Raw genomic sequence first — 13,124 nt, 5'->3', positions numbered from 1 at the left:
TGAACGCCTCATTCGACTCCCTGCGGCTCGGTCATCGATTCAGCTCGGAATGCCGGAGGAAGCGGGGGTCTGCGCGGAGGCGAGCGAGCGTCGCCGCTCTCCTCCCCTTCCCGCCTCGTCCTCGACCTCGGCCTGCAGCGACGAGCGCCTCGTACACGGCGCCGTGCAGCGCTCCCACGAGGGAACGCTCGCGCTTGGACAGGTCGGGTCGCTCCCTCTCTCCGTGCCGGCGCGCTCGCTCGAGGCCCGCCTCCAACGCCGCCGGCGACACGAGGCCGTCGAACAGCTCCACCCAGCCGCTCCCGACCTCCGCGGCGAGGGCCCGCGTCGATCCGGTCGCCGGGACCAGGATCGTCTTCCGCGCGCCGAGGGCGAGCAGCGCGGCTCCGGAGTTGTAGAGGTACTTGTACGGCAGGGTGACGAGGTCCGCGCCTGCCAGGAGCTCGTCCAGCTCGGCGTCGTCGATGTGGCCGAGCCGCAGGTGGACGCGACCGTCGGCTCCGACCGCTCTGCGCACCTCGTCGGCGTACTCGGGGACAGCGGCCGCGCCGGCGATGACGAGTTCGCCGTCGGTGAGTGCGCTGAAGGCCGCGATCAGCTCCTCGAGTCCCTTGTAGGGCCGGATCTGCCCGAAGAACAGGATGCGCCGACCCGCTTCACGGGGGCCCGGGACAGAGGCCGACTCCGGATAGGCGCCGTGCAGGACGACGACTCCCCGGTCCAGGTCGTTCTCGTCGGACTCGTTCAGATAGATGCGGACGTCCGTGAGCCGGTCCAGCCAGCGCGCGAGGAGAGTCTCGACGGCACTGCCCGATTCGTGCGGTCGGAGGTTGTGCATCGTCACGACGACCGGCGTCCCCGACGCGAGCAGCCGGGCGATGAGCCCGAAGGCGAGGGCGGACTTCAGCCAGCGGCGCGGACCGCGCGGGGCACGGAAGAGGTACTCCGGCCAGTGCACGTGGAAGACGTCGTAGCGCCCGAGAAGGGCACGTCGCCAGGTGAACGCGACCGGTTCCACCGACGCCGGGAACGAACCGACGAGCAGCTCGATGTAGGGGTTGCTCGAGCCGGAGAAGTCCTTCACGGAGAAGAGCGCCCGGATCATTCGCGTGCTTCTCCTTCGTTCGTCTCTTCGGCGGACCGCCCCGGGCACCACGAGACGACATGGGAGAGGGCACCACGGCCTGTGATCGGACCGCGACACGCCCGCTTCGGCGACGGAGCGGACGACCTCGGCCGGCGAGGGATGGTCTGACGCTACCAGTCGGGTTTCTCGAGGTCCGTCACCCGCCGCCCCCGTCAGAGTTCGGTGATGACGATCTCCGAGAAGCGAGTCACTCCTGCTGTCACCGATCCGAAGGTGAACCGCAGCCGGAAGTGCGTCGCCCACGCAGGAGCGACCCGGTTCCAGGTCGTCTGCTGATAGGTCTTGCGGAAGGGAGCCTGCGCGTTCGCGCCGGCGAGGTCGAGATTCGACACCGGGCGAGCGCTGCTCCGAGCGACGATCGGGATCCCCGACGAGGACACGCCGGTCACGGCGACGAAGGATTCGGACACGTACATCGTGCCCGTCGACGTGGATCCCGCGATGGTGAAGTCGACGCCGTACAGCAGCCCCGCTGTGACGGGGACGTCGATGGAGACCGCCGGACCGGGACCGCCGGCCACTCGGGTCATCAGCAGCTGGTTGCCGCTGGTGGTCAGCGTCATGGACGGGCTGGTGGTGCGGCTCGTCGCGTCGGCGCCGTTGAGGAACGCGTCGACGGGCGCTGCGAGAGAGAAGTTCCCGTCGACGAGCTTGTTCGCCGCCTTCGAATGCAGAATCGACCCCTGCCCCGAACCGCTGCCGTTCCCGTCCGAGGTGACGTGCTGGCTGATACGGACCTTCGCAGTGCCACCGGCGAGATATCCCGATTTCATCTGCGTATTGAACATCGACAGTTGATGGACCTGGATTCCGCCGCCCCACCCTCCTGCAGTGGTCTCGAAGAGGTAGTTGGCCACCGGGACCTGATGGAAGAAGAGGTGTCCGCCTGAGATCGAGATCTGCGCAGCTGTACTCGACCCGGTGACGAACTGCGAGAGCGTGGAGTTCGCGCCGCTCTCGTTGATCTCGATATGCGGCTGGTGCAGGATCACCCGACCCGCGTCGACCTTCACGGCCTGCACGCAGAAGTCGATCGACGTCGAGACGAAGTGCAGCTCGCCGTTCGGGTTGGCGTTGTAGACGCCGAGGGTGCTGGTGCCGATACCACCGCCGATGAACTTGATGTTCTCGCCGTAGTTGACTCTGCCTGCGGGCATGGAAACGGCCGTCCTGCAGCGGAAGATGTGGAAGTTGTAGAAGCTGATCAGGAACGCATCGTTCTCGAAGGACACGCCGGTCCCGAAGCCCGAGATCTCCAGGCCCCAGAGTCCGAGCCCGCGCGTGGTGGCGGCAGTCGTGCTGTCGGTGTTGAACAGGATTCCGGTGCTGGCCGTCGCGGACGCTCCCGGCCCCAGCAGACGGAGTCCGGTGATCGCCGCCCTGTTGTTGGGGTAGCCGGACGTGGCACTGCCGATCACCGTGAGAGCAGGACCGCTGGTGATGGCGGTCGCATTCAGCGGACCGCAGGTGAACTCGAGCGAGATGTACGAGGAGTCGATCACGAGGGTGCGCGTGATCTTGAAGCTCTTCGAGATCGTCAACGTGACCTCTTGGCGAGCGGCGACGAAATAGTCGATCGCGGCGCGGAGCTTGTCCTCGTCAGTGGTCCCGGCGAATTCGAGGTAGTTGTGGATTCCGTTGACGCGGGTCGCAGGTATAGTCTCGTCCGCGGCTTCCGCGGCGGGTGCGGCGACGACGGCGGCCGCGGCCGCGGCTCCTCCGTAGCGGAGGAACGTGCGGCGGGATCCGGGTCCTGTTTCGAGAGTCGTCGTCATCTCCTCATGCTCGGATCATCCCGCCATCGGCTGTCGACGGCCACACCCCCCGACCGCGGAGGGAAGCAGAGGAGACTCTGTCGTTTTCCTGGAACGACGACGCGGATCCATGGTTCCGCCCCTAGAAGGGGGGCCCAAGGGGCGGATCCTTCTTCACGAGCGGCCGCTCTCACAGGATTGCAGGATCAGCAGCTTGCCGAACGCCAGCACCTGATAGACCACCGCCAGAGTCCACTCGCTCACCCGCCGCGGCTCGTCGACCGAGCCGACCGAGAACGGTGTGCGCAGGCAGCGAGACGCGATCGTGCGGACCCGGGTCACATGCGGAGTGGAGGTCATCAGTGCCACCGAGGTCCAGTCGTACTCCGAGGAGAGCGTGTTCAGCTCGGAGATCTCACCGCCCGTAGTGAACGGGGAGGGAGTGAAGCAGACGACTCTGACCTCCTCGCCGGCATCGCATTCGGCTCGGGCGAACGAACCGTTCTCCAGGCGCGGAGTCGAGAGCACGAGGGTGACATCCCGGTGCTCCTCGAGCAGAGCGAGCGCACGGCCGACCCTGCGATCAGTAGCAGGACCCAGCACCACGAGCGCATCGGCTCCCCCCACGGGATCGAGAACGGGGCGGACGAAGAGGGGCACCGCCACCGCGGCGAGCAGTGCGACGGCGAGGAGGACGGCGAGCCACGTGCGCCAGAGGATCCGCAGTGAGCGTGCGGCGGATCGATTCGGGACGACTCGTCGGAGGATCGTGCCGACCAGCGCCCCGACCGCCGTGCCCGCGAGAACCGAGAGGAGGCCGTACAGCACGCCACCGACCGACGGCGGAGTGACGATCATCTCGACGGTCGACGCCCCCTCGAGCAGCGCGAGCACTCCGAGTGCGGGGACGAAGGGGCGACGGCTGCTCGAGGCCACCAGCGCGGCTGCCGCCGCTGCAGCCGGTGAGGCGAGAGCGCAGACTGCGATCCCTTCTCCACCCAGGGCGTGGACGAGACCAGTCGGATCATGGGAGCGGGCGATCCGGACGAACTGCCGCGAGGAGTCCGATCCGAAGGGATCGGCGCAGACGAGCAGGAGCAGAAAGGCGAGGACCGCCGTGGTCCCGGCGACCCGCAGGCGCCACCGGCTCACCGGAGCCTCCCCGGCCGACCGTGTCACGCCCAGCAGCCCGCCTCCGCGGACGCGAGGCGATCGCGCTCGCGTGCGCGCCTGAGGACGGGAAGGACGGGGAGGTCCGAGAAGAGCGTCACAGGAGCGAACACTACCCAGGGGAAGGGACGAGGAGGACCTGAGCGGTCGGGCTTCCGCCGGATCCTCGCCGGCGGGTGGCACGCCGACAGGAGACGATGCGCAGGACTGCGGGTGGACGGGATCGCGACTCCGCCTCAAGCCCTCCGGGTCGGCCTCCGAGCCCGACGCCCCCGGGACCGCGTCCCCGGCGCCGCCTAGTCGTTGCCGAGGATGACGATGGCGGCAGTGGGGGGAAGCGCGTCCTCGTGATAGCGCTCGATCTCGTCGATGGCGGCGGGATCGGCCTGCTGAAGGAAATGGGTGAGTCGCGCGACCTCCTCCGTCTCGCCGATCGAGTCGGCGGCGCGGCGGAGGGCGTAGAGGGCGAGGAGGAAACCGCGGTTGGGTCCGTGGCGCCACGGGATGGGACCCTGGCCGCGCCAGCCGGCGGATCGCAGGAGGTCCAGACCGCGGTGGTAGCCGACGCGGGCGTAGGCGTAGGAGGGGAGGGCCGCGTCGATGCCCCAGACGCTGTCGGCGAGCAGTGCCCAGGCCAGCGGGGAGCGCGGGTGGGCGGCGGCGAGGGCGGCGAATTCGACGGCTCCCGGGTTCGCGTGCTTCGCGAGGGCCGCGGTGACCGCGGGCTCGTCGGGGAGGAGGGTCGGTTCGGGGCCCAGCAGGTTCTCGCCACTCATGCCTCCCAGGCTATCCCGCTCGCGGCTGTGCGGGTCCGGGGTCCGGCCGTCCGGCGCACGACGGTCGTCCCTCCACAGGGGCGTCAGCGGAGGGAGCCGGCCGGTTCGCCGGTCGTCGCCGTCGTGCGCGGGGGTGCCGCCGATAGCATCGACCCATGGCGACGAACCGCAGTGAAGTCGAGGCCTGGCTCACGGACATGGACGGCGTGCTGGTGCACGAGAACAAGGCGCTCCCCGGCGCGCCCGAGCTGATCCAGGAGTGGACCGATTCGGGTACGCCGTTCCTGGTGCTGACGAACAACTCGATCTTCACGCCGCGGGATCTGGCGGCGCGGCTGCGCGGGTCGGGGCTGCACGTGCCGGAGGAGCGGATCTGGACGAGCGCTCTGGCGACGGCGGACTTCTGCGCGTCGCAGAAGCCGGGCGGGAGCGCGTTCGTGATCGGCGAGGCGGGGATCACCACCGCGCTGCACGAGGCGGGCTTCATCATGACGGAGACGGCGCCGGACTACGTGGTCGTGGGCGAGACCCGCAATTACAGCTTCGAGGCGATCACGAAGGCGATCCGCCTGATCGTCGCGGGTGCGCGCTTCATCGTCACCAATCCCGATGCGACGGGGCCGAGCGCCGAGGGCGTGCTCCCGGCGACGGGGGCGATCGCGGCGCTCATCACGAAGGCGACGGGCAAGGATCCGTACGTCGTCGGCAAGCCGAACCCGATGATGTTCCGCTCGGCGATGAACAAGATCGGCGCGCACAGCGAGAACACCGGGATGATCGGCGACCGGATGGACACCGACATCGTCGCGGGCATCGAGGCGGGCCTGCACACCGTGCTGGTGCTGACGGGGATCAGCGACGAGGCCGAGATCGAGCGCTATCCGTTCCGCCCGGACGAGGTGCTGAGCGGGGTGCACGAGCTCCTGTCGTCGGAGCCGCTGGAGTCGGAGTTCCCGCCGGATTCAGCGGTCTGAGTCCCGGCAGCGGGCCGGGCGCCGGTTCCTGACACGGCACCGCGGCTCGCGGGGGTCAGAAGCGGACGTGCTGCAGCACCCAGGCGTGCATCGCGACGGCTGCCGCCGCCGAGGCGTTGATCGACCGGGTCGAGCCGAACTGCGTGATCTCGAGCACGGCCTCCGAGGCGGCGATCGCCTCCTCCGAGAGGCCGGGTCCCTCCTGCCCGAACAGCAGGAGGCAGCGCTCGGGGAGCCGGTAGGTCTCGAGCGGCACGCAGCCGGGGACGTTGTCGACGGCGAGGAGGGGCACGTCCGCCTCCGCGGCCCACTGCACGAGGTCGGCCACCGTCTCGTGGTGCTGGACGTGCTGGTAGCGGTCGGTGACCATCGCGCCGCGCTTGTTCCACCGCCGCCGGCCGACGATGTGGACGCCCTCCGCGCCGAACGCGTTCGCGCTGCGGACGATCGAGCCGATGTTCATGTCGTGCTGCCAGTTCTCGATCGCGACGTGGAACGGGTGCCGCGTGCGGTCGAGCTCCGCGACGATCGCGTCCATCCGCCAGTAGCGGAAGCGGTCGACCACGTTGCGCGCGTCGCCACGCTCCAGCAGCTCCGGGTCGAGGCGGTCGTCCTCGGGCCGCTCGCCCTGCCAGGGGCCGACGCCGTTCGTGGTGAGCTCCACGGAGGCGGTGGGTCCGGTCGCGGGGGTCGCCTCGTTCTCCTGCACGACGAGCGATCCTACTGGGCGCTCCGCGGCTCGGCCGGGTGCACCGGGCCGGTGCCCGGCGGCGTCCTCCGAGGCCCGAGCGACGGCGCGCGTCAGGCCGCGGGGGTGCCGGCGAGGGAGCCGGTCAGCTCGCCGCCGCCCGCCCGGTCGACGAAGCAGTAGTAGCTGCGCTCGCCCGCGTCCCACTGCTCCTGGGTGACGGGGAACGCACCGGCGACCTGCACGTCGCCGTAGGTCTCGGCCGCGGCGACGTCCACGACGCCCTGCGCCTGGCAGAGCGAGGAGACGGTGACGGCCAGGGCGTCCTGGCCGGGGAACACCGCGTCTGTCAGCTCCGCGGTGGCGACGAGCTGGGCGGAGTGGGCCCCCGCGCAGTCCACGACGGTGAACTCCTCCGCCCAGACGGAGTCGAAGGGCTCGACGCACTCGCCGCCGAGGAGCGCGCTCCAGGCCCAGGTGCCGACGGGTAGCGGTCCGACGGTCGGGAGGGTCGCGGTCGGCGTGGGCGAGGGGGTCGGCTCCGCCGTGGGCGTCTCGCTGACGACCGGGACGGCCTGCGGCTCTGCTCGGCCGCCGGCGCTCCCGACGGCGATGCCGATCGCGAAGAGCCCGGCGAGGAGGATCACCGCACCCGCCGCGATCAGGCCGATCAGGAGCCGGCGTCGGCTGAGCGTGCGCCACGCGGGCGCTGCGGCGGGCGCCGAGTCGCGTTCGCGGCTCTCGGGTCGGGACCGGGCGGAGCGGCGCTTCCGCGGCGGAGCGGCGTTGACGTGGGCGGCCGCGGGAGCGGTGCGGAAGGGCGCGGGCTCGGCGCGGTCGGCGGGCTCGGCGGCCGGCTCGAGGTTCCACGAGTAGGCGCCGGCGGTCTCGCGCCACAGCTCCTCGTCGCCGCCGTCCTCGTCGGGCTCGTCCTGCGGAGCGACGACCTGCTCCCACACGGGCGGCTGGTCCCAGTCCCCGCGCGGGTCGGGCCACTCGTAGACGGCGGGCGGAGTCGGCTCGCGCGGAGTCGGCGGGGTCGCGCCGACCGGGCGTCCGTCAGCGGGGTAGAGGGCGCCGGAGCGGTCCGCCGGGTCGACGTCGGTCGAGGATCCGGCATCGGGCTCGTCGTCCGGCCGGTGGGCGCTGCGCAGTCCGGCGGGGGCGGTCGGCAGGTCGGCGGGAGGGTCGGTGTGCGGCAGGACCGGGCGCACGGAGTCCGCCCCGCGGCGGTGCACCTCGGTGCGGCCGGCATCGGCGGAGGCGTCGGAGCCGGAGCCGGAGCCGTCGGCATCGTCGTCGAGGAGGGGAGCGAAGAACGCGTCGAAGGCGTCCTCGTCGGACACGTCCGCGTCGGAGGCACTCGTGTCGCCGGCAGTCGTCCCACCGGCACCCGCCTCGCGGACACCCGTCTCGCGGACACTCGCCTCGCGGGCACCCGTCTCGGGCGCTACCGTGGCGCGGGCTCCCGCGTCGGGGGCTCCCGTGTCGCCGCCCGGAGAGCTCCGTCCCTCGGCGGGGACGCCGTCGCGGTCGGAGGAGCGCTCCGGCTCCGCGACCGTTCCGCGGTCGGCGTCGGCGTCCTGCTCCTCCACCCCAGCCGAGTCGTCCGCGGGGTTCGGGAGGTCGCCGCCGGCCTCCTCGGCGGCGGGCGTCGCGCTCAGCACGGGCTCCCCCGGCCACAGGCCGACCGGAGCGGCAGGGGCACGGCGCGGCGCCGCGTCGGAGTTGCTGTCGCTGTCGCTGTCGCTGTTGCTGTCGCGGTCGCGGTCGCTCGACGACGGTCCGGCCGCGTCGGCGGAGGAGGCCGACTCGCTCGCAACCCTCCGCTCCTCCGCTGACGCGTGGGCCTCGTCGGCTGCGGACTCAGCAGGACCGGACGTCCGCTCCGCGCGCGACTCCTCCACGGGAGGGACGGGGCGGGGCGAGTCGAAGATGCTCTTCAGGCGGCCGCCGCTGAGCTGCTGGAGCAGCCACTCGCTGCTGCCGACGGGACGCTCCGGCTCGGGTCGCTCCGGCTCGGCACGCTCCGGCTCGGCACGCTCCGGCTCGGAGGCCTCCGATCCGGCAGGCTCCGGCTCGCGGCCCTCGGACCCGCGGCGCTCCGGCTCCGGGTGCTCGCCGCCTCCCGGGCCCCCGCCGCGTCCCCCCTCGTCGACCATCAGCTCAGGCCGAGGTCGGCCAGACCGATCGCGGCGAAGTACGGGTAGCCGGCGTCCTCGATGATCTCGCGGGCACCGGTCGCGCGGTCGACGACGACGGCGACTCCTGCGATCTCGGCGCCGACCTTGAGCAGGGCCTCGATCGCCTTCAGCGGCGAGCCGCCGGTGGTGGACGTGTCCTCGACGACGACGACGCGCTTGCCCTCGAGGTCGGGGCCCTCGACCTGCCGGCCGCGGCCGTGGTCCTTGGGCTCCTTGCGCACGACGAACGCGTCGTAGGCGAGACCGCGGGCGGCGCCCTGATGGAGGATCGCGGCGGCGATCGGGTCGGCTCCCATGGTGAGGCCGCCGACGGCGTCGACGCGCTCGAGCGGCGCGATGAGGTCGAGCATGACCTGCCCGATCAGCGGCGCGACCCGGTGGTCGAGGCTCACGCGGCGCAGGTCGACGTAGTACGACGCCTTCTTGCCGCTCGTGAGGGTGAAGTCCCCGTGGAAGACGGCGTCGGAGCCGATGTACTCGATGAGCTGCTGGCGTGCGTCGGTCACGCGCCTACTCTACGGGGCGACCCCTCCCCCGCTCGGGAGCGCGCCCGCTGCGGCGTGCTCGCCCGCCTCGTCGCCTCCTCCGCGGAACTGCGTCATGTAGAGCTCGTAGTAGGCGCCGCGCTGCTTCAGGAGCGCCTCGTGCGCGCCCTGCTCGACGATCCGGCCCGACTCCATCACCAGGATGGTGTCGGCGTCGCGGATCGTGGAGAGCCGGTGCGCGATGACGAACGAGGTCCGGTCGGTGCGCAGCGCGTTCATCGCGTGCTGCACGAGCAGCTCCGTGCGGGTGTCGACCGAGGAGGTGGCCTCGTCGAGGATCAGCAGCGACGGGTTCGCGAGGAACGCGCGCGCGATCGTGATCAGCTGCCGCTCGCCCGCCGAGACGCTGCCGCCGTCGGCGTCCAGCACCGTGTCGTAGCCGTCGGGCAGCTGGCGCACGAAGCGGTCGACCATGGTGGCCTTCGCCGCGTCGACGATCTCCTCGTCGGTCGCGTCCAGGCGCCCGTAGCGGATGTTCTCGCGGATGGTGCCCTGGAAGAGCCACGCGTCCTGCAGCACCATGCCCACGCGCGAGCGCAGATCGCCGCGCGCGAGGCTCGTGATGTCGACGCCGTCGAGCAGGATGCGCCCTCCGGTGAGCTCGTAGAAGCGCATGACCAGGTTGACCAGCGTGGTCTTCCCCGCCCCGGTCGGACCGACGATGGCGACCGTCTGCCCGGGCTGCGCGGAGAAGGTCAGGTCCTCGATCAGCGGCTGCTCCGGGTCGTACGAGAACGAGACGCCCTCGAACTCCACGTGGCCGTCGGTGCGCTGCGGGAGCGACGCGGTCGCCGTCTCCGGCTCCTGCTCCTCGGCGTCGAGCAGCTCGAACGTGCGCTCGGCCGAGGCGACGCCGGACTGCAGCATGTTCGCCATGCTCGCCAGCTGGGTCACCGGCTGGGTGAACTCGCGCGAGTACTGGATGAACGCGGTCGCGTCGCCGAGCGTCAGCTGACCGGAGGCGACCCGCAGGCCGCCGACCACGGCGATGAGCACGTAGGAGAGGTAGGAGACGAAGGTCATCGCGGGCATGATCATGCCCGAGACGAACTGGGCGCCGAACGAGGCGGTGTAGAGGCTGTCGTTGCGGCGGTCGAACTCCTCGAGCATCTCGCGGTCGCGGCCGAAGGCGCGGACGATCTCGAGCCCGGAGAAGGTCTCCTCGATGTGGCCGTTGAGCGCGCCCGTGTTCTTCCACTGGGCGGCGAAGAGCTTCTGGGAGCGGGCGCCGATCACGCCTGCGATCACGCCCGAGAGCGGGATCGAGATCAGCGCGATCAGCGCGAGCTGCCACGAGACGATGAACATCATCGCGGCGATGCCGATGATGGTGAGCACCGACTGCACCAGCTGCGAGAAGGCCTGCTGCAGCGCCGTCTGGATGTTGTCGACGTCGTTCGTGACGCGCGACATCACGTCGCCGCGCTGCCGGGTGTCGAAGAAGCGCAGCGGGAGGCGGTTGAGCTTCGCCTCGATGTCCTGGCGGAGGTCGAAGACCACCCGCATCACGAGGCCGTTGAGGATGTAGCCCTGTGCCCACATGAGCACCGACGCGACGACGTACATCAGCAGCACGATGATGATCAGGCGGCCGAGGACCACGAAGTCGATGCCCGCGCCGGGCACGATGTCGGTCTTGGCCAGCATGTCGGCGAAGGTGCCGTTGCCCGAGGCGCGCTGCTGCTCGATGATCTGCTCGAGCGGGACGCCGGCGGGCAGCTGCGAGCCGATCACGCCGTTGAAGATCGTGTCCATCGCCTGCCCGAGGATCTTGGGCGCGATGACGGTGAGGACGACCGACAGCGAGACCAGGGCGACCACGAGGACCATCCGAGCGCGCTCGGGGCCGAGCAGCGAGAAGAGGCGCTTGGCCGAGGGCCAGAAGTTCTGCGCCTTGCGGGCGGGCGGCCCGTCCCCGAACATGCCGCCGTCGCCCTCGCCGGGCTCGAACTCGGGCTCGGGCTCAGGGGACGTCGTCTCCTCGGGGACGGTGGTGTCGCGTGTGCGCGCCATCTCAGGACACTCCTTCGACGCTCAGCTGGGATTCGACGATCTCGCGGTAGGTCGCGTTCGTCTCGAGGAGCTCGTCGTGCGTGCCGCGGCCGACGACGCGGCCCGCGTCGAGCACGACGATCTGGTCGGCGTGGCGGATGGTCGACACCCGCTGGGCCACGATGATCACGGTCGCGTCGGTGGTGGCGTCGGCCAGCGACTCCCGCAGCCGCGCATCGGTCGCGACGTCGAGCGCCGAGAACGAGTCGTCGAACAGGTAGACCCGCGGCTTCGCGACGAGGGCGCGCGCGATGCAGAGCCGCTGGCGCTGCCCGCCGGAGACGTTGGTGCCGCCCTGCGAGACCGGCTCGTCGAGCCCGTGCTCCTTGCTCCGCACGAAGTCCTCGCCCTGGGCGATGCGCAGCGCCTCCCACAGCTCGGCGTCCGTCGCGTCGGGGCGGCCGAAGCGCAGGTTCGAGGCGATCGTCCCCGAGAAGAGGTAGGGGCGCTGTGGCACGAGCCCGATCACCTCGGCGAGCTGCGCCCGGTCGAGGGAGGAGACGGGCACGCCGTCGATCGTGACGGTGCCCTCCTGCGGGTCGAACAGGCGCGGCACGAGGCCGAGCAGGGTGGTCTTGCCGGCGCCGGTGGAGCCGACGACGGCCGTGGTGCGGCCCGGCTCCGCGACGATGTCGATGCCCGAGAGCACGGGGCGCTCGGCGCCCGGGTAGCCGAAGACGACCCCGGAGAACTCGACGCGGCCGCGCGCGGGCGTCGGGACTCCGCCCTGGGGCGTGGTGAGGCTGGTGCGGGCGTCGAGCACCTGCTGGATCCGCTCGGCGCAGACGACCGCGCGCGGGATCATCATCACCATGAAGACGCCCATCATCACGGCGGTGAGGATCTGGAGGAGGTACTGCAGGAACGCGGTGAGCGAGCCCACCTGCATCTGACCTGCGTCGACCCGCTGCCCGCCGAACCACAGCACGGCCGCGGTGGCCAGGTGCAGGATCATCATGATCGCGGGGAACATCAGCACGAAGATGTTGCCGACCTTGATCGACACCTCGGTGATCGCCGCGTTGGCCTTGCGGTACCGCTCGGACTCGAACGGCTCGCGCACGAAGGCGCGCACCACGCGGATGCCCGTGATCTGCTCGCGCAGCACGCTGTTGATCCCGTCGATCCGGTCCTGCATGAGGCGGAACAGCGGCAGCAGCAGGAACACCAGGAAGCCGACCACGACGAACAGCAGCGGCACCGACACCCAGACCAGCCAGGAGAGGCCGGCGTCCTCGCGCAGGGCGAAGACGATGCCGCCGACGCACATGATCGGCGCGGAGACCATGAAGTTGAGGGTCATCAGCACGAGCATCTGCACCTGCTGCACGTCGTTCGTGCCGCGGGTGATCAGGGTGGCCGTGCCGAAGCCGCCGACCTCGAGCCCGCTGAGCGAGTCGACGCGGCGGTAGACGTCGCGGCGCAGGTCGCGGCCGACGGACATGGCGGTGCGGGCGCCGAAGTAGACGGCTCCGATCGCCGCGGCGACCTGCACGACGCAGACGCCGAGCATGGTCATGCCGGTGCCCCAGATGAAGTCGGTGTCGCCGCGGCCGATGCCCTGGTCGATGATCTCGGCGTTGAGGCTCGGCAGGTAGAGCGCGGCGAGCGTCGCGACGAGCTGCAGCACGACGACGGCGGCCACCCAGCGCGCGTAGGGCTTCGCGTAGGCGGAGGCGAGGCGGAGCAGGATCATGGGTCCTCCGGAGGGGCGGAGCAGGAGCGGGAGGGGAGTGGACCGGGCTGGGGAGCGCGGAGCGCCGGGGAGCCCGTCGGGCCCGCACGGCGCGGGCGGCGGCGGCGTCCGGACGGCA

General features: G+C 71.1%; 10 protein-coding genes. 1 reads left to right on the top strand and 9 read right to left on the bottom strand.

From position 1 onward, the window contains the following. Window positions 1-31: 31 nt before the first annotated feature. The 4 genes from C5C56_RS07895 to C5C56_RS07880 form a co-directional block, all read right to left on the bottom strand. The gene (locus C5C56_RS07895) at window positions 32-1,105 is read right to left on the bottom strand and encodes a glycosyltransferase (RefSeq protein WP_104262617.1); all 1,074 of its coding nucleotides are present in this window, start codon (window positions 1,103-1,105) and stop codon (window positions 32-34) included. 194 nt (window positions 1,106-1,299) lie between these two features. Beyond that, window positions 1,300-2,922: a twin-arginine translocation signal domain-containing protein gene (locus C5C56_RS07890; RefSeq protein WP_104222798.1), complete on the bottom strand. Its 1,623-nt coding sequence runs from the start codon at window positions 2,920-2,922 to the stop codon at window positions 1,300-1,302. A 153-nt stretch (window positions 2,923-3,075) separates the two neighbouring features. Further along, window positions 3,076-4,053: an ElyC/SanA/YdcF family protein gene (locus tag C5C56_RS07885; RefSeq protein ID WP_104269030.1), complete on the bottom strand. Its 978-nt coding sequence runs from the start codon at window positions 4,051-4,053 to the stop codon at window positions 3,076-3,078. Window positions 4,054-4,367: 314 nt separating this feature from the next. Next, window positions 4,368-4,847, bottom strand: a complete 480-nt coding sequence (locus tag C5C56_RS07880) for a DUF3151 domain-containing protein (RefSeq protein ID WP_104222800.1) — start codon at window positions 4,845-4,847, stop codon at window positions 4,368-4,370. Window positions 4,848-5,002: 155 nt separating this feature from the next. On the opposite strand from C5C56_RS07880, the gene C5C56_RS07875 reads away from it, so the two are divergent. After that, a complete protein-coding gene (locus C5C56_RS07875; protein ID WP_104225721.1) occupies window positions 5,003-5,821 on the top strand; it encodes an HAD-IIA family hydrolase in 819 nt (272 codons plus the stop codon). Window positions 5,822-5,876: 55 nt separating this feature from the next. On the opposite strand, the gene C5C56_RS07870 is transcribed toward C5C56_RS07875, so the two are convergent. The 5 genes from C5C56_RS07870 to C5C56_RS07850 form a co-directional block, all read right to left on the bottom strand. Then, window positions 5,877-6,530, bottom strand: coding sequence for a TrmH family RNA methyltransferase (locus tag C5C56_RS07870; RefSeq protein ID WP_104225722.1), 654 nt, complete (start codon window positions 6,528-6,530; stop codon window positions 5,877-5,879). A 92-nt stretch (window positions 6,531-6,622) separates the two neighbouring features. Beyond that, a complete protein-coding gene (locus C5C56_RS07865; protein ID WP_104319351.1) occupies window positions 6,623-8,671 on the bottom strand; it encodes a hypothetical protein in 2,049 nt (682 codons plus the stop codon). After that, window positions 8,671-9,219, bottom strand: coding sequence for an orotate phosphoribosyltransferase (gene pyrE / locus C5C56_RS07860; protein WP_104225724.1), 549 nt, complete (start codon window positions 9,217-9,219; stop codon window positions 8,671-8,673). Before pyrE ends, C5C56_RS07865 begins: the two co-directional genes overlap by 1 nt. A gap of 9 nt (window positions 9,220-9,228) precedes the next feature. Beyond that, the gene (locus C5C56_RS07855) at window positions 9,229-11,271 is read right to left on the bottom strand and encodes an ABC transporter ATP-binding protein (RefSeq protein WP_104319350.1); all 2,043 of its coding nucleotides are present in this window, start codon (window positions 11,269-11,271) and stop codon (window positions 9,229-9,231) included. A gap of 1 nt (window position 11,272) precedes the next feature. Next, complete coding sequence (locus C5C56_RS07850) at window positions 11,273-13,006, bottom strand: ABC transporter ATP-binding protein (protein ID WP_104247972.1); 1,734 nt, start codon at window positions 13,004-13,006, stop codon at window positions 11,273-11,275. Window positions 13,007-13,124: the final 118 nt, after the last annotated feature.

It is taken from the genome of Rathayibacter sp. AY1D1 (assembly GCF_002932635.1).
Taxonomy (GTDB): Bacteria; Actinomycetota; Actinomycetes; order Actinomycetales; family Microbacteriaceae; genus Rathayibacter.
This window is presented reverse-complemented; position numbering and strand designations above follow the sequence as displayed.

Coding starts and splice junctions, on each gene's coding strand:
- C5C56_RS07895 (WP_104262617.1), bottom strand. CDS start 1,105: ATGATCCGGGCGCTCTTCTCCGTGAAGGACTTCTCCGGCTCGAGCAAC.
- C5C56_RS07890 (WP_104222798.1), bottom strand. CDS start 2,922: ATGACGACGACTCTCGAAACAGGACCCGGATCCCGCCGCACGTTCCTC.
- C5C56_RS07880 (WP_104222800.1), bottom strand. CDS start 4,847: ATGAGTGGCGAGAACCTGCTGGGCCCCGAACCGACCCTCCTCCCCGAC.
- C5C56_RS07875 (WP_104225721.1), top strand. CDS start 5,003: ATGGCGACGAACCGCAGTGAAGTCGAGGCCTGGCTCACGGACATGGAC.
- C5C56_RS07865 (WP_104319351.1), bottom strand. CDS start 8,671: ATGGTCGACGAGGGGGGACGCGGCGGGGGCCCGGGAGGCGGCGAGCAC.
- C5C56_RS07855 (WP_104319350.1), bottom strand. CDS start 11,271: ATGGCGCGCACACGCGACACCACCGTCCCCGAGGAGACGACGTCCCCT.
- C5C56_RS07850 (WP_104247972.1), bottom strand. CDS start 13,006: ATGATCCTGCTCCGCCTCGCCTCCGCCTACGCGAAGCCCTACGCGCGC.